23 protein-coding genes and 1 riboswitch are annotated in these 25674 nt (G+C 34.9%); of the genes, 12 read left to right on the top strand and 11 right to left on the bottom strand.

What is annotated here, in order from left to right; genetic code table 11:
* Positions 1 to 232: 232 nt before the first annotated feature.
* The 4 genes from HMPREF2660_RS04595 to HMPREF2660_RS04580 all read right to left on the bottom strand — a co-directional run bounded on the left by HMPREF2660_RS04595 (position 233) and on the right by HMPREF2660_RS04580 (position 4171).
* Positions 233 to 1117 (bottom strand): Ppx/GppA phosphatase family protein, encoded by an 885-nt coding sequence (locus tag HMPREF2660_RS04595; RefSeq protein ID WP_013599000.1) that lies wholly within the window; start codon positions 1115 to 1117, stop codon positions 233 to 235.
* The gene (gene ppk1 / locus HMPREF2660_RS04590; protein ID WP_013599001.1) at positions 1107 to 3170 is read right to left on the bottom strand and encodes a polyphosphate kinase 1; all 2064 of its coding nucleotides are present in this window, start codon (positions 3168 to 3170) and stop codon (positions 1107 to 1109) included. The genes HMPREF2660_RS04595 and ppk1 overlap by 11 nt, the downstream gene beginning before the upstream one ends.
* A complete protein-coding gene (locus HMPREF2660_RS04585) occupies positions 3167 to 3649 on the bottom strand; it encodes a SixA phosphatase family protein (RefSeq protein ID WP_070485841.1) in 483 nt (160 codons plus the stop codon). The genes ppk1 and HMPREF2660_RS04585 overlap by 4 nt, the downstream gene beginning before the upstream one ends.
* Positions 3650 to 3715: 66 nt before the next feature.
* Complete coding sequence (locus HMPREF2660_RS04580) at positions 3716 to 4171, bottom strand: acyl-CoA thioesterase (protein WP_013599003.1); 456 nt, start codon at positions 4169 to 4171, stop codon at positions 3716 to 3718.
* A gap of 250 nt (positions 4172 to 4421) precedes the next feature.
* Between HMPREF2660_RS04580 and HMPREF2660_RS04575 the strand changes: the two genes are divergently transcribed.
* Together HMPREF2660_RS04575 and HMPREF2660_RS04570 are read left to right on the top strand one after the other, a co-directional pair.
* The gene (locus HMPREF2660_RS04575; RefSeq protein ID WP_168160788.1) at positions 4422 to 4979 is read left to right on the top strand and encodes a tRNA methyl transferase PRC-barrel domain-containing protein; all 558 of its coding nucleotides are present in this window, start codon (positions 4422 to 4424) and stop codon (positions 4977 to 4979) included.
* A complete protein-coding gene (locus HMPREF2660_RS04570) occupies positions 4976 to 6751 on the top strand; it encodes an endonuclease (protein WP_070485836.1) in 1776 nt (591 codons plus the stop codon). Before HMPREF2660_RS04575 ends, HMPREF2660_RS04570 begins: the two co-directional genes overlap by 4 nt.
* Before the next feature lie 60 nt (positions 6752 to 6811).
* Here the strand turns inward: HMPREF2660_RS04570 and ligA are convergent, their stop codons facing one another.
* Complete coding sequence (gene ligA, locus HMPREF2660_RS04565; RefSeq protein ID WP_070485834.1) at positions 6812 to 8803, bottom strand: NAD-dependent DNA ligase LigA; 1992 nt, start codon at positions 8801 to 8803, stop codon at positions 6812 to 6814.
* A 164-nt stretch (positions 8804 to 8967) separates the two neighbouring features.
* Between ligA and HMPREF2660_RS04560 the strand changes: the two genes are divergently transcribed.
* On the top strand, positions 8968 to 9201 hold the full coding sequence (locus tag HMPREF2660_RS04560; protein ID WP_013599006.1) for a hypothetical protein: 234 nt from the start codon (positions 8968 to 8970) through the stop codon (positions 9199 to 9201).
* Between the two features lie 61 nt (positions 9202 to 9262).
* Here the strand turns inward: HMPREF2660_RS04560 and HMPREF2660_RS04555 are convergent, their stop codons facing one another.
* From HMPREF2660_RS04555 to HMPREF2660_RS04545, 3 genes are all read right to left on the bottom strand, one after another.
* The gene (locus HMPREF2660_RS04555) at positions 9263 to 10450 is read right to left on the bottom strand and encodes an ABC transporter permease (protein WP_070485832.1); all 1188 of its coding nucleotides are present in this window, start codon (positions 10448 to 10450) and stop codon (positions 9263 to 9265) included.
* 9 nt (positions 10451 to 10459) lie between these two features.
* Positions 10460 to 10819: a 30S ribosome-binding factor RbfA gene (gene rbfA, locus HMPREF2660_RS04550; RefSeq protein WP_013599008.1), complete on the bottom strand. Its 360-nt coding sequence runs from the start codon at positions 10817 to 10819 to the stop codon at positions 10460 to 10462.
* 234 nt (positions 10820 to 11053) lie between these two features.
* Entirely contained in the window at positions 11054 to 11641 is a 588-nt protein-coding gene (locus tag HMPREF2660_RS04545; RefSeq protein WP_141743546.1) for a hypothetical protein, read from the bottom strand.
* Positions 11642 to 11710: 69 nt separating this feature from the next.
* Here HMPREF2660_RS04545 and HMPREF2660_RS04540 point away from each other — a divergent pair, with 69 nt between their 5' ends.
* The 4 genes from HMPREF2660_RS04540 (at position 11711) to dnaB (ending at position 16563) form a co-directional block, all read left to right on the top strand.
* On the top strand, positions 11711 to 12244 hold the full coding sequence (locus HMPREF2660_RS04540) for a tetratricopeptide repeat protein (protein ID WP_070485828.1): 534 nt from the start codon (positions 11711 to 11713) through the stop codon (positions 12242 to 12244).
* Between the two features lie 389 nt (positions 12245 to 12633).
* Complete coding sequence (locus HMPREF2660_RS04535; RefSeq protein ID WP_070485827.1) at positions 12634 to 13812, top strand: acetyl-CoA C-acyltransferase; 1179 nt, start codon at positions 12634 to 12636, stop codon at positions 13810 to 13812.
* A 119-nt stretch (positions 13813 to 13931) separates the two neighbouring features.
* Positions 13932 to 14885, top strand: a complete 954-nt coding sequence (locus HMPREF2660_RS04530; protein ID WP_070485825.1) for an acetyl-CoA carboxylase carboxyltransferase subunit alpha — start codon at positions 13932 to 13934, stop codon at positions 14883 to 14885.
* Positions 14886 to 14976: 91 nt separating this feature from the next.
* Positions 14977 to 16563 carry a replicative DNA helicase gene (gene dnaB / locus HMPREF2660_RS04525; RefSeq protein ID WP_013599013.1) on the top strand — a complete coding sequence of 529 codons (1587 nt, stop codon included), beginning with the start codon at positions 14977 to 14979 and terminating at the stop codon, positions 16561 to 16563.
* A 170-nt stretch (positions 16564 to 16733) separates the two neighbouring features.
* On the opposite strand, the gene HMPREF2660_RS04520 is transcribed toward dnaB, so the two are convergent.
* Both HMPREF2660_RS04520 and pnuC read right to left on the bottom strand, forming a co-directional pair.
* Positions 16734 to 17735, bottom strand: coding sequence for an acyl-CoA dehydrogenase family protein (locus tag HMPREF2660_RS04520; RefSeq protein ID WP_013599014.1), 1002 nt, complete (start codon positions 17733 to 17735; stop codon positions 16734 to 16736).
* Positions 17725 to 18318: a nicotinamide riboside transporter PnuC gene (gene pnuC / locus HMPREF2660_RS04515; protein ID WP_041942166.1), complete on the bottom strand. Its 594-nt coding sequence runs from the start codon at positions 18316 to 18318 to the stop codon at positions 17725 to 17727. The genes HMPREF2660_RS04520 and pnuC overlap by 11 nt, the downstream gene beginning before the upstream one ends.
* A gap of 21 nt (positions 18319 to 18339) precedes the next feature.
* Positions 18340 to 18443: riboswitch (TPP riboswitch) on the bottom strand.
* A 273-nt stretch (positions 18444 to 18716) separates the two neighbouring features.
* Here pnuC and tyrS point away from each other — a divergent pair.
* The 3 genes from tyrS (at position 18717) to HMPREF2660_RS04500 (ending at position 22509) form a co-directional block, all read left to right on the top strand.
* Complete coding sequence (gene tyrS, locus HMPREF2660_RS04510) at positions 18717 to 19922, top strand: tyrosine--tRNA ligase (RefSeq protein ID WP_013599016.1); 1206 nt, start codon at positions 18717 to 18719, stop codon at positions 19920 to 19922.
* Between the two features lie 110 nt (positions 19923 to 20032).
* Positions 20033 to 21577 (top strand): bifunctional GNAT family N-acetyltransferase/carbon-nitrogen hydrolase family protein, encoded by a 1545-nt coding sequence (locus tag HMPREF2660_RS04505; protein WP_070485823.1) that lies wholly within the window; start codon positions 20033 to 20035, stop codon positions 21575 to 21577.
* Positions 21578 to 21870: 293 nt separating this feature from the next.
* Positions 21871 to 22509 carry a GIY-YIG nuclease family protein gene (locus HMPREF2660_RS04500; RefSeq protein ID WP_083299063.1) on the top strand — a complete coding sequence of 213 codons (639 nt, stop codon included), beginning with the start codon at positions 21871 to 21873 and terminating at the stop codon, positions 22507 to 22509.
* 221 nt (positions 22510 to 22730) lie between these two features.
* Here the strand turns inward: HMPREF2660_RS04500 and HMPREF2660_RS04495 are convergent, their stop codons facing one another.
* Positions 22731 to 23966, bottom strand: coding sequence for an NAD(P)/FAD-dependent oxidoreductase (locus HMPREF2660_RS04495; protein WP_070485819.1), 1236 nt, complete (start codon positions 23964 to 23966; stop codon positions 22731 to 22733).
* Between the two features lie 166 nt (positions 23967 to 24132).
* Here HMPREF2660_RS04495 and HMPREF2660_RS04490 point away from each other — a divergent pair, with 166 nt between their 5' ends.
* Both HMPREF2660_RS04490 and HMPREF2660_RS04485 read left to right on the top strand, forming a co-directional pair.
* On the top strand, positions 24133 to 24978 hold the full coding sequence (locus HMPREF2660_RS04490) for an alpha/beta fold hydrolase (RefSeq protein ID WP_013599019.1): 846 nt from the start codon (positions 24133 to 24135) through the stop codon (positions 24976 to 24978).
* Complete coding sequence (locus HMPREF2660_RS04485) at positions 24979 to 25530, top strand: lipocalin family protein (RefSeq protein ID WP_013599020.1); 552 nt, start codon at positions 24979 to 24981, stop codon at positions 25528 to 25530.
* The last annotated feature ends 144 nt before the right edge of the window (positions 25531 to 25674 follow it).

The raw sequence follows: 25674 nt of genomic DNA, 5'->3' as shown, positions 1-25674 counted from the left end.
CTGAAATCTTAATCTATACGAAACAAAAAAATCATTGCCAGTTGACAATGATTTTCTAGTTGTGGTCTTGTTAATTTTCTTATTTATCGAGGTATTTTTAACATTAAAATCAGACTACTCATATTCGTTGTATTATGTTTTATTCTTGATACAATAACTGTCTACATATAGAATAGGATACTACGAAAATCAATCAATAAGAACTAAATAATTTTTTTTTATGATTATATTATTAGTTAATTTCTTTGTATAGGCTTCGAATAATACCGTCGGATAAACCAATTTTCGGAACATGTATTCTTTTAGCATGTGACCATTTGGCAACTTTATTATAGATTTCTAATGCATAGACCACGACATCAGCACGATCGGGTTTCATGTTATATGTTTGCATTCGTTCTTCGGGGGTAAGTTTTAATAGGTTTTTGTGATGCCGATTTGTATAGAGAACACTCATAGGCGTCCCCAGTTTTACACCCGAATATTTGTACACGTGATTGATATTTCCTCCTGCACCGATAAGCTCTATACTTTCTTCTTTGATGGTATCTTGTATCCATTGTTGCATTTCTGGAAATACATTTTTCTTCTCGCGATGTTCTAATAGTCGTACAGTTCCTACTTCAAATGATCTAGATGTGATAACTTTGTTGTTTTTTAGGTATGTTAATTCACTAGATCCACCACCCACATCTACATATAGAAAGGCTTTGTCTTGTTGTAAAAATTGATTTAATCCGGCTGAAAAGAGCATTTCAGCTTCGGTTTTACCATCAATAATTTCTACACATATACCGGTTTTTTTTTCTATTGTGCGCAATATTTTTTTCCCATTTTTGGCTTCGCGCATAGCCGATGTAGCACAAGCTTTGTAGTCTTCTATTCCGTAAACTTTCATCATTAGGGCATACGATTTCATTGCATCAATCATACGGTCTATATTTTCTTGCGAAATTTCACTTTCGGTAAACACATCATGCCCTAACCGAATTGGCATCCGAACTAAACTTGTTTTATTGAAAACAGGGTCTTTATCGGGTTGTTCGTATATATAATTTATCAATAATCGTATGGCGTTAGATCCAATATCTATCGCGGCAAGTTTTCTAATTTTCATCTCCTTCTTCTAATTGTTGTAAATAATCGTAAATCGTAAATTGAGAACGATTATGAGGTAAATCATTTATTTGATAGGTTAAACTTGTTGTTTTATCGTGTATACGAGCCTTTACATTGTCAGTAAAACTAAGATCGAATGTATCCATGACTATTTGTTTTAGTTTTGGATCTTCTATTGGGCATGCAACCTCTATTCTAAAATCTAAATTACGCTCCATGATATCGGCCGATGAAATATAGACCGAATTTTCTCCTCCGTTGCAAAACCAATAGACACGTGGATGTTCTAAAAATTTATCGACGACGCTGATGCTATGAATTTTATCTGATAAATCTTTTTCTTGTGGAATCAAACAATGAATTCCACGTACAACTAATCTTACCGGAACGCCTTTGCTTGAAGCTTCATAAAGTAAATCGATTATATTTTTATCGCTAAGACTATTTAGTTTAAGATTTATCCCTGCTGGTAAGCCTTTTTGTTTATTTTTGATTTCTCGTTTAATGAACTTCACCAATCTTTTTCTAGTCTGAAATGGAGAAACCATTAGCTTTTTGTACGAATGTGAAAGGTAATTTGCACCGAAAAAATTGAATAAACCTTCTATTTCATTCGTAATTTCTGGTTTAGAGGTGAAAAATGTATAATCCGTATATACTTTTGCTGTCCCTGCATGGAAGTTCCCAGTACTGATGAATGCATATTTTTGCGATAGGCCTTCCTCAGCTTCACGTTCTATATAACCAATTTTCGAGTGTACTTTGAGACCAGGCACACCAAAAATAACATGCACGCCTGCATCTTGTAGACGTTTCGACCAATTGACATTATTGGCTTCATCAAATCGTGCTCGCAATTCTAGAACAGTGGTAACATCTTTTCCATTGATTGCTGCATTGATCAGCGAATTCAGTACTTGAGAATCTTTGGCGACACGATAGATGGTGATTTTTATTTTTTTAACTTTCGGATCTATTGCAGCTTCGCGTAAAAACTTCAGAAACAACGAGTAATCATGATACGGTGCATACATCAAATGATCATTTTTACTAAAATATCTGAAAAATGATTTTTCTGCAAAGGCTTTCTTTTGTTGGATTGGTGTAATTTTAGGGTAGGTGAGATCCTTTCTACCAAAGGTCGGGAATTTCATCAAATCACTTTTGTTATGGTATTTCCCTCCTGGATTGATACTGTCAAATTCATCTAAATTTAATTTCTTTAGGATATAATTCAACGTATCATCTGCAATTTCTCGGTCATAAACCATGCGAACTGGTTCACCTTTTTTACGACCTTCGAGTCCGATAGAAATTTTCTCTAAGATGGTATGTTCCAGATCGTTATCGATATCCAACTCAGAATCTCGGGTAATTTTGATAGAATGCGCTTCGATCTCATCAAAATCAAAAATCTTGAAAATATCATTCAAATGATAACGAATTATATCTTCAATAAATATAACATACTGATTGTCATCAAATTTTGGCAGAAGAATGAAACGCGAAAACAAATTCGTAGGCACAGAAACAATCGCATATTTAGGTTGTCCTTTGATCATCATTTTCACTGCTAAATAAAAGTTTCCATCGCGCAATTGTGGTGCTTTCAGGTAATCGTCCAAAATCATTACGCCAATTGTATGATCGAAATCTCGATAAAAAATATCTTTCATAAAACCGATTAATTCTTTTGGAATATTAAGATGATCGACCACATGAATTTTTTCTTCCTTTAGCTTTTCGAGCAAAACTTCATATAATTCATCATATAAAATTCGTTGTTCGCTTACGGTTTTATTAATCTCTTCGATTAGTTCTTCATCGGTTTGTTGTTCGCAGATATTTTTGTATACTTTCTCTACATTTTTTAGTTCTATAGAACGTAAAATAGCCGAATAACGCACAGAATAAAACTCATCTAAGTTATTAGAATAAATACCTAAAAAACGGATGCGCTCTAAAAGTGGTACAGTAGGATCAGCAGCTTCTTGCAAAACTCGCGCATTGAAGCGTAGCCAACTTAATTCTCGGTTGATATATTTTATCATATTAAAATTTCTTTAGGATTAACAAGGTGTTTCAACTTTCCTTTTCTTAATTTCGACCATTCAACTTGCTCAAACTGCATAATAGCTACTCCCGAGGTCCATAAATTATCCAAATAATCGTCGGTAAATGTATTGATAAAATGGGTGAAACAGGGATTATGACCAAAGAGTATTATTTTGTTTTGGGTGGGTATTGTTTTTATCCACTTGACTAGTTCTGAGGTGGAGAAAGTGTATAGTTTTTCATCATAAATAATTTCTTTCTTAGACCATATCGAAGCCGAAATTTCGGCTGTTTGTTTTGCTCGTTTTGCAGTGCTGCTGTAGAGTGTATAATCGTTTAAATCTTGATGGATCTGTAGATATTGTGCAACTGTAGTGGTCCGTTCTATACCACGATTATTTATTGATCGATGGTGATCTTCTACTTGCTCGTCCCAACGACTTTTACCATGTCTAAAAAGGATTAATTCTTTCATGTTTTAGCAGGATGTAAATTCTACTAGTTAAGATAATAAAAACTTTATTTATTTACTCCGAAAATTTTATAGTAAAGCAGGTTCGTATTCGATCATATTGGTGCGTAACCAAGAAGGAATTTCGATTGATTTATTGGCCATCGTATCAATCAAAACTTGGGTAGAATATCCAACTGCATGGATGATCGGCTGTCCAGTTTCTTCATTGTCGCTAATGATAATATATTGAAAATCAAAACTTTTTGTGCCGATATTACAGGTTCTCATCCCAAGGCGGACATTTTTGGCAGTCATGCGAATTTCTCGTAAATAGTTACAAGAGATTTTTGCGATTACAAACATATGTTTGCTCCAATCCCATTTTTGTGAAATTTCGGTCATATAGCTTCCTCGACCAATCTGAAAGTACTCTATATAATAAACATTATTCACGTGTCCGATAGGATCTAAATCATTCCAACGAATTTCTAAAGGCCTAAAAAATTTAAAATCCTCTAACTCAACGCGTTCTTTTCCTAGCATAATTTTTTAATTTTTCTTTTGGAAATATACAAATGTTTTTGCTCTTTTTATTTGTTCTAGTATATGTTTTAACATAGGTTTAATAGCATATTTTTTTGCAATTAGGTAGAAGAATAAACAGGATCATATTACTGTTTCGAGTAAGTGTATTTTTTTTTATTCTTAATACTTAGCTAACATAGACACAGCAGAAAGTAATTATCTTTGTCGGCTTTTTGAGAATAAATTATTTATTGAAATACGAATGGGAATGACTCGAAAAAAGGGACAAATAGTCGAAATTCCGGTAAATTCGAAGCTTTATACGAAAGAATTTCCAAGCTTTGATACTGAAATTGAAACAATAAAATGGAATTGCGAGAAAAGAAACTATTCTCTTTTTGATGGGATTTTGGTAGGAGAGCACGAAGGTTTAGAGAATTATCAATACGGTCAGCGAAAGCAATTAACCTCTGGTGGTTTTCAGTTACCGATGTATGTTATTGGATTCGATTTTGTCGAAAATAGACTTTTTGTAGGGCAAGGAAAAAATCATCCAGGGTTGAGAACTTCTTTTTTTTGCATTCCGAAAAATCGATTATCGATAGATGAAAATAATAAAAATTTATTAATACAACAGGTTTCTTTTCAATTGAAAAATGCCTTTACTTTCAACTTTATTTCAACTAAAATTTATTTATCTCAAGATATGATCTATTTCTGGTTTGATGAAGAAATATCACTGCAGTTTTTCAATTATCCAACCGAAATATATCTTGATAACCAATTGATTGGAGTAATAAAGACAATTAATAAAATGTTTATATGAAGTTTAAAATTTCTATTCTTGCAAGTGCTTTTGCTTTTTTATTGTATGGCCAAAGTGCTCCTACTTATTATAATTCTGTAGATTTTAATAAGACCAAAAACGAACTGAAAAATAATCTTGCTTCACTAATTACAAACACGCATACGAAAGTAATTAGCTATAGTGAATTGAAAGATCTTCTAAAAATTAGTGATGTGGATCCTCACAACTCTTCTAATTTATTGTTAATATACGGATCTAAAAGCCATGGGGAACATCAAAGAAGTAGAGCTATTGGAGGTTCTTGGAATCGTGAACACGTGTATGCAAAATCGAAAGGTACACCCAATTTAGGGACAACGGGACCAGGAGCAGACGGACATCATTTGCGTCCGGCAGATCCTAAGTTGAACAGTACGAGAGGAAATTTATCTTTTGACGATGGGCAAGGTAGCATGGCCTACAAAACTCCACGTGGAGGATGGTTCCCTGGTGATGAATGGAAAGGTGATGTTGCGAGAATATTGATGTATATGTATGTACGTTACGATAAACGTGCTTTGCCCTTGAACATTACTTTTGCTCCTGCAACATATTCTGATGATTTTCCTGATATTCTATTAAAATGGAATGTAGAGGATCCTGTCTCTGATTTCGAAATTCAACGCAATAACATTGTTGCTCAAACACAAGGGAACAGAAATCCATTTATCGATAATCCATATTTGGCAACAGTGATTTGGGGTGGGCCAGATGCTCAAAATACTTGGCCAGACACTTTGAATGGCGGAAATACTTCTACTGATACCGAATCGCCGACTGCACCGACAAACCTGAAGGTTACCGATACGCAAGAAAATAGTATTTCACTTACCTGGGATGCTTCTGTTGATAATGTTGCAGTAAATCATTACGAAGTGTATGTGGACGGTAATTATAGGCTTACTGTTTACTCTACCGAAGCCAAAATTACTGGATTAGAAGCCGGACGCACTTATTCTTTTTATGTTATCGCAAAAGATGCAGCCGGGAACAAATCAGAAAATAGCCAAACTATTCAGGCAAAAACAAACGAAATCAATGGCGGAGGAAATAATAATGAAACTTCTTGTGGATTCGAAGATTTTTCTAATGTAGTATCTACCGGTAGTACACCACCAGCTTCTAGCTATAGCGACCGCACATGGAGTAATAACGGAATTGTCTGGACAGCAACCAACGCCCGTACCGATAGTCAGATTTATATTGATGGGGTTGATAACAAAGCAATTTGCATGCGCAAAGGTTCGCTAACTTCATCTAAAATTTCTGGTGGAATTGGATCTTTATCAGTAAAAACTTATTTGCCCTTCAACGATTCAGAAGGTACGTATACCTTATTGATCAATGGGGAAGAAAAAGGACAAATTCCTTATTCGAAAAATCCTAAAACACATACCATATCAGACATCAATGTTGAAGGTGATATCGTAATCAAGTTGGTGGATAATAAGACGAATAATCGTGTATCTTTCGATAACTTATCTTGGACATGCTACTCGAAATTAGGAACAAATAACGAAGTCTCTGCAACAAGTTCGATTGTTATATATCCGAATCCAGTTTTGCAAAATGAAATTTTTGTAGACGGATTATCTGCAGAAACTTCTCTTCAAATTTTCGATGTAAATGGCCGTATAGTGCAAACAATAGATAAGGTGAAAAATCGCACTAAAATTCGTTTAAATAACTTACCAAAAGGAGTTTACATTGTAAAAGTAACTAATGAGTATAAAAAGATTATTGTAAAATAATTTTGGTAGGAAATCCTAAAAATAAAAGGTCTGATTTTTTTCAGACCTTTTTTTATTGCATTAATTATTGTTAATGAGTTCGAGAAATTCACTTTCTGTGAGTACCGTAATTTTTAGTTCTTCGGCTTTTTTTAGTTTACTTCCTGCTTTTTCACCGGCAATTAAATAATCGAGATTTTTACTCACAACAGAAAGGTTTTTACCACCATGTTCTTCGACCAATTTTTGGGCTTCTGCTCGAGTAAATTTCGTTAGACTTCCGGTAAAAAGAAATGTTTTTCCCGTTAACTTATCAGAAATTGGTGTTTGTTCTTTACCTAATTCTAGTGATAATCCATACGTCTTCAAACGATCAATCAACTCGAGATGTTCTTCTTTATCGAAGTAAGCAATTATCGATTGTGCAATTTTTTCTCCAATATCTTCCACCAATATCAACTCATCATACGTTGCTTTCTTTAGACTTTCCATAGTCCCGAAATGTAATGCTAATTTCTTGGCTACAGTATTGCCCACATGTCGAATTCCTAAGCCATACAATAATCGTTCGAAAGATTGTTGTTTAGAGTTCTCAATCGCATCGATAATATTTTGTGCAGACTTTTCTGCCATTCGTTCGAGAGGTAAAATCATCTCTTTGGTCAAGGTATAGAAGTCAGCAACATTATTCACCAAACCTGCTTCGTGTAAAAGTATTGCTGTTTCACTACCAATGCTTTCGATATCCATTGCTTTTCTAGAAACAAAATGTTCCAATCGTCCAATTATTTGTGGCGGGCAACCGTCCTCGTTCAGACAGTAATGCAAGGCTTCGCCTTCGGCTCTCACCAGTTTCGTTCCGCACGAAGGACAATTCTCGATGTACCGTATTTCTTCAGTTCCGGCAGGGCGAACATCGGTATTAACACCAACAATTTTTGGAATAATTTCTCCACCTTTTTCTACATATACCTGATCGCCAATCCGAATATCTAATTTTTTGATAATATCTTCATTATGCAAAGAAGCTCTTCTTATTATGGTTCCGGCCAATTGTACGGGATGCAAATTGGCTACGGGTGTGATAGCACCTGTTCTACCTACTTGATATGTAATGCTTTCTAAGGTTGTTTCTGCTGCTTCTGCTTTAAACTTGTAGGCAACTGCCCATCGGGGTGATTTCGATGTATAGCCCAATTCTTCTTGTTGTGCAAAAGAGTTGACTTTTATAACAATCCCATCAATTTCAAAAGGCAATTGATGACGCTTGCTTTCCCATTTTGTTATGTAAGCTATAATTTCTTCTAAATTGGAACAAAGGCTGGCAGTTTCTGGAATTTTAAAACCAAGCTCTTTGGCTTTTTCGATCATTGTCCATTGTTCATCAAAACCTAAATTTTCACCTACAAATGCATAAGGAAAGCATTGCAAACCTCGTTTAGCAACCTCGGCACTGTCTTGTAACTTTAGCGAACCAGACGCTGTATTCCTCGGATTGGCGTATAAAAGTAAACCTTCATCTTTGCGTTGTTCATTTATTTTATCAAAGGTTTTTATCGGTATGGTAATTTCGCCACGCATATAGAACTTTGTAGGATAGGAGCCTCGCAAAATAAGCGGCAAAGACGTGATTGTTTTTACATTAGCGGTAATGTCATCGCCCTGTGTGCCATCACCACGGGTTACAGCTTGTGTCAATTTTCCGTTCTCGTATAAGATACTTATTGATGCACCATCATATTTTAGTTCACAAACAAAGGTGGGATTTTCTATATTTTTGTATACTCGAGCAATCCATTGTTTCAGTTCTTCTATAGAATACGAGTTGTCTAGCGAATACATTTGATACTCATGCGAGATGGTTGGGAAGTTTTTGGTAATGCTGCCACCAACTCGAACGGTAGGAGAATTTGGGTCAGAAAATTCTGGGTGTTCTTTTTCTAGTTTTTGAAGTTCTTTTAGTTTCAAATCAAACTCAAAATCAGAAATACTCGGCTGATCCAACACATAGTATCGATAATTGTGCTGGTGTAATTCTTCTCGTAATGCAAGAATTCTCTGTTGCGTATCCATAAATAATATAAAATTCTATAAACAAATATAAAAACTAAGCACAGAATTAAGATGCTTTTTTACTTGCTTTCTGGCTAGAAATTTTGATTGAATACATTTTTGGCGAAGTATTTGAGGAATTTAACTAAATTTATATTCAAAATTAATGTATAAACCCTATTGACATGAATAATATTTTAGAGGTACTTGACACCAAATCGAAAGAATTAGGAAATACAGTTTCAATTACTACTACAGGTGCAGCTTTGGGGATTGCAGTAGCAAAAGCAATCGAAAAAAACCAAAAAGTAGGTGCTCTTGTTGGGATTGGGCTTGGATTATTAACCTATGCATTGTTCAAACCTCATGAAGAGAAAGTAAAAATCGTGTTAGATGATTTTGAAGAAGAGTTAGCCTAAAGAATAATACGCTTGAAGAACCGAATTTTCAAGCGTATTTTTTTATGATAGTATAGTATATTTATTTCACTTGTTTGGCCATGAGCCAACTAACAAACGAGCCGATTGCTAAAACCGTTGTGCTAACCACAAGAAAGTTACTCAGTGTAAAGGTAAATGGAAAGGCGACGTACGGGGCTGCGTAAATCAGCGGATAATGTATTTGTATATACCCTAGGATGGAGGCAATTATTAGCCCAAGAATCATTGCGGTTGAAGTGATAATTAAACCAGTAAAGAAAAATATTCGTCGAATATTTTTTCGGGTCATCCCGAAACTATACATCGTTTTTATTTCTTCTCTTTTGTCTATAATTATAATGATAATGGTACCAGCAAGATTAAAACAAGCAATGATTATTACCAGCGTGAAAATCATGTAAATAATAAGATTTTCGATATTCATTACCTTCAGAAAAGCCGCATCCAGATCTTGTCTGGTTTGGATAGTATACTCCGGACCTATTTGTTTTGCTATTTCTTTTTTGATTTGGTTTAGGTTCTTCTTACCGTTGGTTTTAAGTTCTAGAGAATAAGCATCTTTTGATGAAAGATTGAGCATTTCTTGTCCTAAAGCAAGCGGAGCAAAAAGATGTTTATCGTATTGGTCATTTAAGAAAAAAATACCCGAATTGAAGGCTTCTTGCATCACAAAACCGTCCTCAGCTTGTTTGATGAGTTGGGTTCCAGCTTTGGGCATGATGAGCCGAATCGGTAATTCATTATCGATGTATATCTTGAGGCGAGTTCCTATTCCTTCCGAAGCAATAACTTCGTACGGGCGTTGAGATGAATCGAAAAGCCGCCCAGCAATAATTGTTGTATCAAATTTATTGTTTGTTAAGAATTGATTATCAACACTTTTAAGGTATGCGATATCTTCTAATCCATTGTATTGGATGTATACTTTTTCTTCGATAACTTTTGCGTAAGAAGCTATAGAGGGTTGTTTTTTTATTTTACTTTCGAGCTGATCGATATTCGGTAAACGTTTTCCACTTGCTGGTGAAATTTTCAGTTCTGGATTAACATCACTCAAAAAACGTATATTCATTTTTTCTAGCCCAGAAAATACAGATAAAATTACCAATAAAGCAGCAGTTGATACCATGATTGCAATTACAGCAATGGTGGTAATTATATTGACTGCATTGGTATTGGTTTTCGAAAAAAAGTAACGTTTTGCAATATAAAACGGAATATTCCTCATCGCAAAAGTCTATAATATAGGGTTGTTACCTTTGCCAGAGAGTGCACGATCGATTTTGTCCATTTCGTCTAACGTGGGATCTAATCTGAAAATTAGCTCTGGTGTTAGACGCATGTTTTTGGCAGCTCCTTTGGATAAAATTCCTCTGAAATAAGGAGCTTGTGTGTTGATCTCTTGTAAGATTTCGTCTTTTTTATCGTTAGGGAATATACTAATAAAAACTTTCGCGATACTCAGGTCAGGGGTAACTTTAACTTCTGTTACACTAACTAAATTTCCAGGAAAAAGTTCCGAAGCCCATTTTCTGAAGGCTTCTGCCAGTTCTTCTTGAAATAATTTCCCTACTTTTTGCTGTCTATTACTATCCAAAATCTACATTTTTTTTGTTATCTGCCAAAGGTACATAATTTTAGTGCAAAACTTCAATACCTATAAAAGTATATGTGTATAACGAAAATTTTTAGGCAATTATCGGTATTATTTTCCATCTTTTTTTTGTTCGAATTCGAGTTTTGGAGGAGCTCCAATTCGTATATACTTTTGTCAATTTCATTTTAAAAAAGAGAGAAAAGACTTTTGGTTACATTTCGTCTAAATAAAATCTTAGAAAGAACGTTTATTTATTTCAAAAATCTCAAAATCTTTCGTTAAGTTAACTGTTACTAATTCCTGTTTTATTGTAACTTTATTATTCTTTACTTCGATTTTTTTGGTAGGAAAATAAACTGTACTTATCTTATTATAACTTTGTAGATAACGCTGTTCATTGAGGTGTAAAATAATCGAATACCAAGCATCCAAAGGTTGATACACAAGATAATAAACCGAGTACAAATCATCGTGACCTGGTTGAGTAATGATTGACAATTGAAAAGAGTCGAGTTCTATTTTATCTTTGCAATATATAATTATTTGATTATCACAATATTTGTCATCTTTCAGTAAAACAGACTGTTTAAGTGATATACCAAATTCATTCATTTCTATATTTTCAAATTGGTAGGTAATGGGATCGATCCAAACTTCATAAGAAGATTTAGGAGATATGGTAGTCGTAAAATCATCAATCAACCGATCATATATCTTTTTTTTTAGGCTAAAAAGATTTGTTTCTTGTGCCGAAATTGTTGTATATATTAGACCAAGAAATAACATAAAAACGCGATGCATCATATGAAAAAGGTTAAACATCAAAAATACATTTTTTAGCTGAGAATAGTCGATTATCTTTACAAAACCATCCAGTAAAGCTTTAAAAAAATGAATCAAGTCGAAATCCTTTATTTAGATGTTAATAAATTGATAGAACAAAATGATTTGAGTAAAGCATATGTTCTTTTATATGAAATATTATCGATAGATCCTGGTTATGCAAGAGCTCATAATTATTTAGGCTGGATTTATGAAATACAATTCAAGGATTTTGCCAAAGCAAAACGACACTATGAGTTGGCTATAAAATTCTCTCCAGAGGATTTTCCTGCCTCCTACGTGAATTATGTATATTTACTATTACGGTTTAATGAACTGGTCGAAGCAGAAGTTATGATCAATCGAGCACTCTCTATCCCAGGCGTAGATTATGCCACGCTTTTCTATCAAAAAGGTCGAATAATGGAGGATCGATTCAGGTTTCGTAAAGGTTATTTCTATTTTCGATCTGCTAAGATGAGAGCAAATGATGCAGATTTTATACGCATGATGGATTTAGAAATGGATCGTATTCGTCATAAGATGAGTAGCTTAGGGAAGATTATATCTTTGATTAGTGTATTTTTCAAACTTAAAGACTAATAAAAAAAATTTTTTCTTTATTAAATTGTTATAAATTAAAAAAATAGTCTATATTTGCATTTAGATAATTTATTCATAGTAGTATTTATGTTAATTCAATCAAACTTCAGATTGGTTAACTAAATATTTAAGAGTTTTTTATAGTAGTTTAGGTTGGTTAAATGATCCCTAATTTTTTGGGGATCATTTTTTTTTTTTTAAATATTTTATCCTAACTATTTGTTCATATTCTAAGGCACTTTGGCTAATTTTTTTTCTCCACTACCTCTTACCAAAACTTTCTAAATAGAAGATAAAAAGATTTTATTCTACAAAAAACTACATGTAGAAATAAAGAAAAAAGCCTATATTGCGGAATATATTTTATAAAAGAAAAAAATCATAAAATAATGAAAGAAGTAGTAATTGTCTCTGCAATAAGAACACCGATGGGGTCTTTTTTGGGAAGTTTATCAACAATTCCTGCAACAAAATTAGGAAGTATCGCAATAAAAGGGGCCTTAGACAAAATCAACTTATCAGCAGAACATGTAGATGAAGTTTATATGGGGAATGTTCTTCAGGCTGGTGAAGGACAGGCACCCGCAAAACAAGCAATGATAGACGCTGGAATTCCCAATACAGTACCTGCAACCACAGTTAATAAGGTTTGTGCTTCAGGAATGAAGGCAGTTATGTTAGCTGCACAAGCGATTCGTTTGGGTGATGCCGATGTCGTTGTTGCCGGCGGGATGGAAAACATGTCGATGACACCATTCTATTCTGCTACAGCACGGTTAGGAAACAAGTACGGAAATACTTCGCTAAATGATGGGATAGTACAAGACGGTTTACAAGATGCTTACTCAAAAGAAATGATGGGAGTTTTTGGAGATGCTACAGCCGCAAAATACCAAATTACAAGAGAGCAACAAGATGCTTTTGCTATAGAATCTTATAAAAAATCTGCCGCTGCTTGGGAAGCAGGAAAATTTGATAATGAAATTGTTCCTGTAGAAATTCCACAACGCCGTGGAGATGCTATCCTTTTCAAGGAAGATGAAGAGTATAAAAATGTACGCTATGAAAAAATTCCAGAACTGCGTGCTGTCTTCTCCAAAGACGGAACCGTAACAGCTGCAAATGCGTCGACCATCAACGACGGTGCCTCGGCTTTGGTACTGATGTCTGCCGAAAAAGCACAAGAATTAGGATTGAAACCTTTAGCAAAAATTACAGCCTATGCAGACGCAGCCCACGAACCAGAATGGTTTACAACAGCACCCGCCAAAGCTGTAGAAAAATTATTGAAAAAAGCAGCCATCAATGTAGACGATGTAGATTATTGGGAGTTTAATGAAGCTTTTTCTGTAGTAGGATTAGTCAACACACAATTGCTAAACATTGACGCATCGAAAGTAAATGTTAACGGAGGTGCAGTTTCTTTAGGTCATCCATTAGGAAATTCTGGGTCGAGAATTTTGGTAACTTTACTGAATGTATTAGAACAAAATAATGCGAAGATAGGAGTTGCAGCAATCTGTAATGGAGGCGGAGGAGCTTCGGCAATGTTAATCGAAAAATTATAAAACATAGATAAAAAGGTATTTCTCCTGTATAGCGAAATACCTTTTTGTTTAAAAGAATTTCTATCCTACTTTCAAGATAAACTCGTTATCTTTGTCGGATAGAATGCTAATAAGTCATTATGGAATACTTAGAATTTGAACAGCCCATAAAAGATTTGATGGAGCAATTAAAAAGTTGTCAAATCGTTGGAGAAGAAAGTGGCGTAAATATTAAACAAGCATGTGTAGAGATAGAGATTGCGATAGAAAATAAAAAGAAAGAAATTTACGGGAATCTCACTCCTTGGCAACGTGTACAACTCTCAAGGCATCCTTCTCGACCATATACATTAGATTATCTCTATGCCATAACCAATAACAATTTTGTAGAAATTCACGGTGACCGAAACTTTGCTGATGATAAAGCAATGGTCGGCGGACTAGGGAAAATTGGTGATCAGACGTATATGTTTATCGGGCAACAAAAAGGTAAAAATACCAAAGAAAGACAATACCGAAGATTCGGAATGGCTAATCCAGAAGGATATCGAAAAGCATTGCGCTTGATGAAATTAGCAGAAAAATTCAACATTCCGGTAGTGACTTTCATTGATACTCCAGGTGCATATCCTGGCTTAGAAGCCGAAGAAAGAGGACAAGGAGAAGCAATTGCTAAAAATATCTACGAAATGCTAAAACTAACGGTACCTATTATAACAATAGTTATTGGTGAGGGTGCAAGTGGTGGAGCCTTAGGAATAGGTGTAGGAAACAAAGTATTCATGCTAGAAAACACATGGTATTCTGTGATTTCACCAGAAAACTGTTCGACTATTTTGTGGCGCTCTTGGGATTATAAAGAACAAGCAGCTTCTCAGATGAAATTAACAGGGCCAGATATGCTAGAATTAGGTTTGATTGAAGATATCATCAAAGAGCCATTAGGAGGTGCACATTATGATCCGAAAGCAACCTACGATAGTGTACGTGATAAAATCGTAGAAACATACAATGAACTGAAAAAGCTTTCAGCCGAGAAACTTACCAAACAACGTCAAGATCGTTTTATCGCCTTTGGTGAATTCAAAGGGTAGGTTATTAACATACTATTAAAATCTTAGTCTTAATAAATTGCGAGATAATTAACTTTAGTTATCTCGTTTTTTTGTCTAATTTTGGAAAATTATGGAACAACTAAAACAGTCATACTCTAAAACCAATCAAACAAATTCAGTTATCAATCTAGAGAAAGGGAAATTACCTCCTCAAGCAATAGAACTCGAGCAAGCTGTTCTCGGAGCAATGATGATTGATAAGAAAGGTTTAGATGATGTTATCGATATTTTATCTCCAGAAGTTTTCTATCGTCCAGAACATCAAGCAATATATGCTGCAATACAAAAACTCTTTAATGATTCTCAACCAATAGATTTATTAACCGTTTCTAATGAATTGAAAATCAGTGGGAAATTAGATTTGATAGGAGGAGATTATTTCTTAATCCAATTAACCCAAAAGGTGTCTTCTTCTGCGCATATCGAATACTATGCAAGAGCTATACAAGAAAATTATATCAAAAGAAAACTGATAGAAATTTCATCAGAAGTCATCAGAAAATCCTATGATGATACATCAGATGTTTTCGATTTACTTGATTTTACAGAGAGCAAACTTTTCGAAATTACAGAGGGTGGAATCAAAAGAAGCTATAGTGAAGCCGGAGATTTGGTCAAAGAAGCACTCGAGAAAATAAAAGACATGTCTACAAAAGAAGGAATGAGTGGTCTTCCTTCTGGTTTCACAGAAATCGATAAAATTACTTCCGGTTGGCAACAATCCGATCTCATTATTCTAGCTGCTCGACCAGGAATGGGAAAAACGGCTTTTATCCTATCTATGGCTAAGAATATGACCATCGACCACAAAATACCTGTGGCTATTTTTTCGCTCGAGATGTCATCAGTACAACTCATAACCCGCATGATTTCTGGTGAAACAGGTATTTCTGGCGAAAAACTGAGAAAAGCCACGTTAGCCGATTATGAATGGAAACAATTGTACACCAAAGTAAAAGGACTGGAAGAAGCTCCTTTGTATATCGATGACACCCCAGCTTTATCGATTTTCGATTTGCGTGCCAAAGCTCGTCGTTTGGTTTCTCAACATGGAGTACGAATGATCCTTATCGATTATTTGCAACTGATGACGGCCGGAGGAAAAGCAAACGGTAACCGCGAACAAGAAATCTCGATGATATCTCGATCGCTAAAAGCCATTGCCAAAGAACTGAATATACCCGTTATTGCCCTGTCTCAGTTATCACGTTCAGTAGAAACAAGAGGCGGAAGTAAGCGCCCTCTTTTATCCGACCTCCGGGAGTCAGGAGCAATTGAACAAGATGCCGATATTGTTTCGTTTATTTATCGTCCAGAATATTATAAATTAGAAGTTTGGGATGACGAAATAGAAACGCCTTGTGCAGGACAAGCAGAGTTTATCATTGCAAAACACCGTAATGGAGCATTAGAAAATATACGATTACGATTTATCGGTGAACAAGCAAAATTTACAGATCTTGATAATAGTAGTTTCGAAGACGAATACACCATCCCTAGTTCGATGAATAAAAACAAACAGTTCGGTAGCGATAGCGATTTTACCTTTGATAGCTCTATCAATTTACCTACCGGTAACCCACTAGATTCCTTTAGCGGCTTGGATTCTTACAAACCTTATAGTAGAGAAAATGAAGATGATGACCTAGGTTTTTAGCAAGAATATCAGCCAAATTCATTACACAGCTACTGTATCGAATTTTACCAAAATGTTCAGAATCCTAATAAATGGAGCACAACGCAGAGGTACAGAAATTGAATGTTGGATAACCATAATTTACATAAATCAATGGAGAACGAACGTAATGCAAAAACTAAGCAAATTTTTTATTTTCTAAAATTGGCATGTTGAGTAGCCGTGAAAAAATCTCGAAATATTTGGTGCAATAACTCATCGTTTTTTGATGCCTTCATACCCAAAATCAAATAAACATCCAACATCAAATGGGTTAAATGATGAAGCGCATTGGTGCAAAATCGATGCACTTCTTCTATAAATTCAACCAAAATAGTGTTCTTATCCATCAAAATACGTTCGCTCTGTTGTGCATAATTCAACAGCTTTTCTGAAGTCTGATCTACAAAATCTTTCAGTAACTGAATTTCTTGATCGGATTTGTAATTTGTTGCTTCTTCGGCAAAATGTGTAGCCATGCCTAAATAATTGACCATTAAAGTAGCATCTGCAAACAAACGAAACGGCAGGTGGCTAATCAAATCTTGGGTATAAAACTCATCATACACAAACGAATCTTCTCGGGATATGGCAGCATTTTTCACTTCAAATGCATAGGTATGCGTGGCGCGCATTCCCATAAAAGGCCAAGACGGATGAAGGCTTACTCTTTCTTTTGGGACGATAAATGAGCGAACAATCGGCTGTTGATTATCACCAAGGCAAGGTTGTCCGTTTTCGGTAATTTGTGCATTCAGGGTAAAATGAGAAAGATAACTAGCACCCGTAGCATGCATCCATCGACCGTTTAGGATAAATCCAGAAGACGTTTTTTCGGCCGTTCCGCCAACCATACCACTGCCACCTACAAAAATATCAGGAGAAGAGAAGAGCTCCTTGGCTTTGGTGGGTAAAAGATTTCGGGCAAAATAATGAGCACCAGAACACAAGGTAACCGTCCAACCGAAACTTCCGTCTATAAAGGCTAGAGATTGTAATAGTTGCAAACCATCAACAAAAGAAAGTTCTCGTCCGCCATATATTTTTGGTACCCAAATTTGTAAGTATTTTTGTTGATGAATTTCGGATAAAACCTTATCGGATAAAGCTTCGGCAAGAAGTAATTCTTCACGCATTTCCTTCCTAGACAGCATGGGGCGAGTTTTTGAGAAGTTTTAACCATTTGAAATAAGCAGAGGTAGCTACCAAAAATAAAAAAGCACTCAATACGGCATAGAGGTATAAATCTTTATGAATCATCAGCGGTATTGAGATAAAATTGCTAATGTTGAGCAATATCCAATTTTCTATTTTTCGTTTGGCCATTAGCCACATACCGGCCCAAGCGAATGCACTCACCAGAGAATCCCACAAAGGCACATCAGAATTGGTAAAGTACGTCAGGGCGAAATAGAAAATCAGAAAGCTGATTACGACAATACAGACTACTTTTATCCAATCCTTTTTGGTTGAAGAGGAAATAGGTGTTTCTTGTTTTTGTTTGCCAAATGTCCAGAACAGCCAACCGTAAATACTCATGACCAAATAATAAATATTGAGGGTAAATTCGGCATAAAGTTTTGCAGAAAACATGACCCAAAGCGTCAGTGAAATTCCGCCAATTCCGAACAGATAGTTAATCGGTTTATTGAGCCTTGCCAAGAGAACTTGTGCAACAGAGAAGGCTACACCGAGCCATTCCATCCAGGTGATTTTTGATAAGATTTCCTGCATAATATTGTTTTTATTCTAGACAGGAGATGATAAGTTTTCAATCCCTACGCCAGCATTATCCGGATCAGGTATTGCACTCGGTGCATGGGTATCATCTCAGCCAATTTTTGGCACCCCATTGAACAGGCAAAAGTCGGATAAAATTTAGTAATAAAAAAATTGAGTTCTCAATGAATAAAATCTACATCGTATCCTAAATAAAAAATCTATATCTTTGTAGGCGAAATGAAAAGCATGCACAACATATTACGCGTACCATTTTTTAGTGAGTATCTTCTACCGATCTCTATGTTCGGTAGGCCTGTGTATGTTTTAGAATAAACAAATAAAGACAATCTCATAGACAACCCGAACAGCAATGTTTGGGTTTTTTGTTGGTATGAAATAAGAAAAAAATCAACATGATAGAAGAATTAAAAGAAAATGTAGAAATTATTCTACCCGAAAACGGATTAGAACAGAAGCTGAAACAAGCCAAAGAAGAAAACCGAAAATTAATTATTAAACTGGGATTCGATCCTACCGCTCCTGATTTGCATTTGGGCCATGCGGTGGTATTAAAGAAGTTGAAACAATTCCAAGATTTAGGACATCAAGTGGTGATTTTGGTCGGGAGTTTCACCGCGCGTATTGGCGATCCGACGGGTAAAAATAAAGCAAGAAAACCACTAAGTGCAGAAGAAGTGCAGCATAATGCACAAACCTATATCAATCAATTATCTAAAATTATCGATGTAGAAAAAACAAAAATTGTGTACAATTCTACTTGGTTAGATGGTTTGAGTTTTTCGGCTATAATAGAATTACTATCTCGAGTAACGGTTGCGCAATTGATGCACAGAAACGATTTTAATAAACGTTTTACAGAAAATACGCCGATTGCCATGCACGAGCTGGTGTACCCGATTTTGCAAGGGTATGATTCTACCCAAATAAAAGCAGACATCGAGATGGGAGGAACGGACCAATTGTTCAATTGTACCATGGGACGTCAGTTGCAAGAGTCATACGAAGTCTCGCCACAGATTGTAATGTGTATGCCATTATTGCGTGGGTTAGATGGAAAAGAAAAAATGAGTAAATCGATGAATAACATAATCGGACTTACAGACGAACCGAACGAAATGTTTGGTAAGACCATGTCTATACCAGATGATTTGCTAGAAGAATACATCAACTTGGCGACAGATTTTTCTATAGAAGAAAAAGAACAATTGAAAAACAGAATTGCTTCGGGAGATAACCCAATGAAAATAAAAAAAATAGTGGCTAAAAATATAATTACTCAATACCACAATGCCGAGGCAGCAGAAGGCGCAGAGGTTTTTTTCAGTACACAATTTCAGAACAAAAATTTTGATGAAAAAGTTTTCGAACCGGTAAAGATCAACACTTTACAAAATATAGAAAACAACCGAATGAGTTTATTAGACTTGTGTCATCAACTGAAAAAAGATAGTTCTCGTTCGGCAGTCCGTCGTTTGATCGAAGGTGGTGGAATCCAAATAGATAATGAAAAAAGAACAGATGCCAATGAGTCGATTGTTTTGAAAAACGGCATGAAAATAAAAATAGGAAAAAGAACTTTTTACGAATTGATCAATTAATTAGGAAAACATATTCGGTACGAATAAACTAATTTATCCGTATTTTTATATAAGTTTGGATAACTTTTTGAGACTATTGAATTCTATTTTTCATAACACAAAATTATAGCATGGATATACAAGTTAGACGCTTAACGATAGAAGATTATGAAGATCTTTTGCAATCGGAACAAGAAGCCTATAAGAACATAGACGAAGAAGATTGGCAACGAGAAGATATACACGAGTTGTTACGTATCTTCCCAGAAGGCCAGTTTTGTGTAGAAGTTGATGGGAAAGTAGTGGCTTCTGCATTGGCGATCATTGTAAACTCGAAAAAAGTAAATCTCAATACCTCTAATTATGAAGAAATCACCTCGAATGGGAAGTTTACAAAGCACGATCCAGATGGTGATGTAATGTATGGAATAGAAATTTTCGTACATCCTCAGTACCGTCAATTACGGTTAGGTAGAAGATTGTACGACGTACGAAAAGAGTTGTGCGAGGAAATGAATTTGAAATCAATAGTTGCAGGAGGTAGAATCCCGAATTATCACAAATATGCAGCTGAACTGACACCGAGAGAGTATGTGGATAAAGTAAAAAGAAAAGAAATAATCGATTCTACTTTGACATTTCAGTTGGCAAACGATTTTCATGTAAAAAAGATCCTAAAAAACTATCTTAAAGATGATACCGAATCGATGGAGTATGCTACGCTTCTCGAATGGAACAATATATACTATGAACCCGATCTGATGTCCAGTTCTCCTACCAAGAGAATTACACGTATAGGATTGGTACAGTGGCAAATGCGTGCTTTTAGAGATTTGCAAGATTTCTACGAACAGGTAGAATTTTTTGTGCAGACCGTAAGCGATTATGGAGCCGATTTTCTTTTGTTTCCAGAGTTTTTCAACACTCCGCTAATGAGTCCATACAATCACCTGAAAGAAGTAGAAGCCATGAACCGATTGGCCGAATTAACAGACGAGATTGTAAAGAAAATTCAAGAATTTGCTATCTCATACAATGTAAATATTATTGCAGGATCCATGCCGACAATCGAAAACGAGTTGTTGTTCAACACTTCGTTTCTATGTCATCGAAACGGACAGCTCGATTCGTACAGCAAAATGCATATTACCCCAAACGAATTTCGATATTATGGAATGGTCGGAGGAAATGAATTAAAAGTTTTTGATACCGATTGTGGAAAAATAGGCTTATTGATTTGTTATGATGTCGAATTCCCAGAAACAGCAAGAATATTAGCCGATCAAGGAATGCAAATTTTGTTTGTACCCTTTATGACCGATACCCAAAATGGTTATACACGAGTAAGAAGTTGTGCCCAAGCCCGTGCGATCGAAAACGAATGTTATGTGGCGATTGCCGGTTCGGTAGGGAATCTTCCGCGTGTGAATAATATGGATATTCAGTTTTCTCAATCGGCTGTTTTCACACCTTCTGATTTTGCTTTTCCTACCAACGGGGTGAAATCAGAAGCCACACCCAATACAGAAATGGTGCTGATTACCGATGTGGATTTGTATGCACTCAAAGATTTACATGAATATGGGACCGTGAAAACCCTGAAAGATCGCCGACACGATATGTATCGTGTAGTGCAGTCTAATGTTTCTACAGTAGGAAAGCCAAAAAATTCTTAAAAATTTATCCCCCTTCGACTCCGCTCAGGGTTGTGACCTTCAACTCCGTTCAGGGTTGTGACCTTTGGCTGGGCTCAGGGTTATAACAGTTTCCTTATATCGTTATTTCAAAGGAAGTAGAAGCGATCAAATTTACCTAATCCATTGCCCAAAAAGGTGATTTTATTGTTGCGCTAAGCGATGCTGTTGCCAATGCGATAGAAATTATACAGCACCATTTGGATCAAGAAAATTTAGATTAATGGGTTTTGTACGAGAACACATAAATAATTTACTTTTCTTAATTTTGCTCTGTGGATATTCATGATAAGTTAAGACAGATTGTGCGTACGATACCCGATAATTTATGTGGTGTGTATTATTTGCATAATCAAAATGATGATATAATTTACAATGGTAAAAGTGTAAATATTAAGAAAAGACTCCTACAACATTTTAGGTCAAAAGTTACGAAAGAAGTTAAACTCCAGATGTTTACTTATCGTGTAACTTATGAAAATGTTGGAAATGAATTGATTGCGTTGCTGAGGGAGTCTGAATTGATCAAAGAATTTTTACCTATTTTTAATCGTGTACAGCGAAAAGTTAAGTTTTCGTATTCCATTTATAAAGAAAAGAATTTACAAGGTTATGATTCTCTCCTTGTTAGAAAGTTATCGAATACAGGTAAAGAAGTAATTGTATTTTCGACTTTGCAAGAAGCTAAAAATTATCTCTTTACTTTTACCGAAAAATATAATTTATGTCAGAAAATAAATGGTTTGTATTCTTCAAAATCTAGTTGTTTTCAGTATAGTTTAAAGGAGTGTAAAGGTGCTTGTATTTCCTTAGAAGATGTAAAAACTTATAATTTAAGAGTAGAACAATATTTACGTACGATAAATTTACCTAAAAAAGATATTTTAATTGAATTGAAAGGAAGGACATCGTAAGAAAAAGGACTTGTTTTCATTAAAAATGGTATCTACCAAGGATTTGGCTATTGTCCTATCGGGCTTTCTATTCCCGAAGAAATGCATTCTTATATTGATCCAAAACAAGATAATAAAGATGTTAGAAAAATATTATTTCGCTTCTTAAAATCAGAATAATTTAGATCAATTATTGATACTTTAGAGTAAATATTTCCAACTGTTTTTCGTTAGTAGAAACTCTAATTTATTTTGTTTTTTTTACAATCTAATATTCTCGAAAAACCAAAGGTAATCATTCGATCATCTTTTTTGTTTAAAATACTATTTTTCAACACTTGTGCTGCAATCATCGAAAAGGTAATACCATTTCCTCCATATCCCAAAGCATATAAGATTCGACTATTTTTTTTCCATGGTCCCATAAAAGGCAAACCATCTTCTGTAGAACTAAAGGTTCCGCACCACGCCATCTCTGTCTTGAACTCAATTGTTGGATAAAGCTTTTTGAATTTTTGTTCTAAAGTTTTTATTTTTTCTCGAAGCAAATCGTCTCGTTTTACTGGGTTCTGGAAATCTTCATCTTCACCACCAACAATCAGGCGGTTATCTTTTGTAGTTCTCATATACAGGTACGGATCTGCAGTTTCCCAAATCAGACTTCGGTGTGGCCAAATATTTTTTTCGGGCATTGGCGACGAAATAATAACGTACGTGGAAATTAAATTCATTACTTTTTTGGGCAAGAATTCACCAGCTTCAAAACCCGCTGCAACAATAACATATTTACATTTGATTTTTTTACCTTTGCTTGTAAAGAGTTCGCAACCATCATTGGTTTCCATTATTTTGTCAATCTTAGTATGGGTAAATATTTGTAGAGAATGTTTTTTTTGATGATGTTTCAAGAGTTTAATTGCTCCTTTGTAAGCATCCATTTGTGCAGATGTATTATTCTGTAATGCAGCAAAACCATCAATATTTTGATACAATTTTAATTCATTCGAATCTAAAAAATTAATCGGTAAACCGACTTTAGTTCTCATTGCATATTCATCTTCTAAAAGTTTGATATCTTGTTTTGTACTGGCTAAAAAAACAGTAGGTACGTTTAGAAAGTCAGTTTGGATATTGTTACTTTTAAAAACATTTTCTAAATCTTTTATCGATTGCAAACAATTATGATAGGCATCAATAGCTCTTTTTTCTGTTACTTTCTCCACTAATTTACACAAAGGTATATCTATTTCGTATTGCAATTGAGCAGTACTTGCGGCAGAACTTCCGGTTACAAGTGTCCGTTTATCTATTATTACACACTCAATACCTGCCTCGCACAGTTCATGGGCAACCAACGCACCGGTTATCCCAGAACCAATAATGGCAACATCAATCGAATAATCGTCTTCCAGAGGATGGAAATAATCGAACAGTTCATTTTTAACAATCCAAAAAGATAGTCCAGAATGTAAATCCATATAATTCTTTTATAAATGTTTCTTAATTCTTTAATAAAGTATTATTGGTAAAAATCGGGCCAATTTTAAGATCTTAAGAAAAGATTCGAGAATTAATTATTTTTTGTATAGAATTGGCTCAATGCTTGTTGTTTATAGTTTATTATTAACATTTCAAAACACAAAAATGAGTAAACTAACAAGAAAAGAGTATCGATTAAATTATATCGATTATGGTAATAAAGATGCGCAACCAGTAATTTTGATTCATGGTTGGCCGCTTAGTTTACAATCTTGGGAATATCAAATACCGGCTATTGTAGAAGCAGGCTTCCGATGTATTGCATATGATAGGAAAGGTTTTGGTGGGTCTTGCGCTCCATGGGAAAAATATGATTATGATGCTTTGGCAGAAGACGTTCATGCTCTAATAGACGAACTACAATTGACGAATGTGGTATTGGTTGGCTTCTCGATGGGAGGTGGTGAAGTGGTACGTTATATTACCAATTATGGTCATCATTCTATTGCAAAAATTGCTCTCATTAGCTCTATTATTCCGTTGGTAAAACAAAAGCAAGACAATGAAAAGGGGGTACCTCAAGAAAACTTAGAAGATATTATTCATCAATTGAAAGATGATAGGGTAGGTTTTCTAAAACAATTCCATAAAGATTTTTATAACTATTCGCCTCTAAATAAAACGGTAAGCAAACAACAATTGGCTTATGATTTTAATATTTCATCTCGTGCTTCACCTAATGCAACTATAAAAACTGCACAAGCTTGGATGAATACAGACTTTAGAGAAGAGTGTAAAATGATAAAAGTTCCAACATTAATCATCCACGGGAAAGAAGATAAAACAGTACCTGTAGAAACGGCCGGAGATTTAGCCTCCAAGTTAATCACACCTTCTACTTATTTGGTATATGAAGATGCGCCTCATGGTCTAAATATTACTCATAAAGATCAATTGAATGGTGATTTAATTGATTTTCTTTTGGATATAGAAATAAACAATACGAAGTAAATGAAAAATTTGAAGATAAAATTAATTTCAGGAGTGGCTGTAGCTCTTATCGGTACAGTCATCTACGAATGGTTAGACAATAGAAAAGTACATATACCCGATTACGTTGAGCTAATTGATGGGTTTGATGTGCAACAATATATGGGAAAATGGTATGAAATCGCCCGATTAGATTTCAAATACGAAAAAGACTTGAGTCATGTCTCAGCTACCTATTTTTTAAATAAAAAAGGAATGATTGAAGTTTTTAATCGAGGCTATAACTATAAGGAAAAAGAATGGAAAGAAGCGAAAGGAAAAGCAACTTTTAATGACCAAAAAGATAAAAGTGCTCTGAAAGTTTCGTTTTTTGGTCCATTCTACTCAGGGTATAACGTAGTGATGATGGATCCTGATTACGAGACTGCTTTGGTTTTTGGTGAGAAACATGACTATATGTGGATTTTATCAAGAAATAAAACAATACCAGAACATGTGAAACAAAAGTTCCTTGACTATGCTCAACAAAAGGGATACAATATTTCTCAGCTTGTATGGACAAATCATGAGTAAGTACTTCGGCTACCCCTTCGACTTCGCTCAGGGGGCGACTCAGTGAACGAGATAAAAAAACTCCGCTAGACCACACGTCTAACGGAGTTTTTGTAGGGTGAATTATGAGAAAATATCGGTTATTTTTTTATGAATTTTGTCGAA

The sequence above is a fragment of the Weeksella sp. HMSC059D05 genome, from assembly GCF_001809725.1.
GTDB lineage: Bacteria > Bacteroidota > Bacteroidia > Flavobacteriales > Weeksellaceae > Weeksella > Weeksella virosa.
The sequence above is the reverse complement of the archived record's forward strand: the minus strand, read 5'-3'. Positions and strand labels throughout refer to the sequence as shown.

Excerpts from the sequence above, each read along its gene's own strand:
- HMPREF2660_RS04505 (WP_070485823.1), top strand. The coding sequence starts at position 20,033 with ATGGATATACAAGTTAGACGCTTAACGATAGAAGATTATGAAGATCTT.
- HMPREF2660_RS04495 (WP_070485819.1), bottom strand. The coding sequence starts at position 23,966 with ATGGATTTACATTCTGGACTATCTTTTTGGATTGTTAAAAATGAACTG.
- HMPREF2660_RS04580 (WP_013599003.1), bottom strand. The coding sequence starts at position 4,171 with ATGCTAGGAAAAGAACGCGTTGAGTTAGAGGATTTTAAATTTTTTAGG.
- HMPREF2660_RS04570 (WP_070485836.1), top strand. The coding sequence starts at position 4,976 with ATGAAGTTTAAAATTTCTATTCTTGCAAGTGCTTTTGCTTTTTTATTG.
- HMPREF2660_RS04595 (WP_013599000.1), bottom strand. The coding sequence starts at position 1,117 with ATGAAAATTAGAAAACTTGCCGCGATAGATATTGGATCTAACGCCATA.
- HMPREF2660_RS04575 (WP_168160788.1), top strand. The coding sequence starts at position 4,422 with ATGACTCGAAAAAAGGGACAAATAGTCGAAATTCCGGTAAATTCGAAG.
- HMPREF2660_RS04530 (WP_070485825.1), top strand. The coding sequence starts at position 13,932 with ATGGAATACTTAGAATTTGAACAGCCCATAAAAGATTTGATGGAGCAA.
- HMPREF2660_RS04560 (WP_013599006.1), top strand. The coding sequence starts at position 8,968 with ATGAATAATATTTTAGAGGTACTTGACACCAAATCGAAAGAATTAGGA.
- HMPREF2660_RS04555 (WP_070485832.1), bottom strand. The coding sequence starts at position 10,450 with ATGAGGAATATTCCGTTTTATATTGCAAAACGTTACTTTTTTTCGAAA.
- ligA (WP_070485834.1), bottom strand. The coding sequence starts at position 8,803 with ATGGATACGCAACAGAGAATTCTTGCATTACGAGAAGAATTACACCAG.
- HMPREF2660_RS04540 (WP_070485828.1), top strand. The coding sequence starts at position 11,711 with ATGAATCAAGTCGAAATCCTTTATTTAGATGTTAATAAATTGATAGAA.
- dnaB (WP_013599013.1), top strand. The coding sequence starts at position 14,977 with ATGGAACAACTAAAACAGTCATACTCTAAAACCAATCAAACAAATTCA.
- HMPREF2660_RS04535 (WP_070485827.1), top strand. The coding sequence starts at position 12,634 with ATGAAAGAAGTAGTAATTGTCTCTGCAATAAGAACACCGATGGGGTCT.
- HMPREF2660_RS04485 (WP_013599020.1), top strand. The coding sequence starts at position 24,979 with ATGAAAAATTTGAAGATAAAATTAATTTCAGGAGTGGCTGTAGCTCTT.
- ppk1 (WP_013599001.1), bottom strand. The coding sequence starts at position 3,170 with ATGATAAAATATATCAACCGAGAATTAAGTTGGCTACGCTTCAATGCG.
- HMPREF2660_RS04520 (WP_013599014.1), bottom strand. The coding sequence starts at position 17,735 with ATGCTGTCTAGGAAGGAAATGCGTGAAGAATTACTTCTTGCCGAAGCT.
- tyrS (WP_013599016.1), top strand. The coding sequence starts at position 18,717 with ATGATAGAAGAATTAAAAGAAAATGTAGAAATTATTCTACCCGAAAAC.
- HMPREF2660_RS04545 (WP_141743546.1), bottom strand. The coding sequence starts at position 11,641 with ATGTTTAACCTTTTTCATATGATGCATCGCGTTTTTATGTTATTTCTT.
- HMPREF2660_RS04585 (WP_070485841.1), bottom strand. The coding sequence starts at position 3,649 with ATGAAAGAATTAATCCTTTTTAGACATGGTAAAAGTCGTTGGGACGAG.
- HMPREF2660_RS04490 (WP_013599019.1), top strand. The coding sequence starts at position 24,133 with ATGAGTAAACTAACAAGAAAAGAGTATCGATTAAATTATATCGATTAT.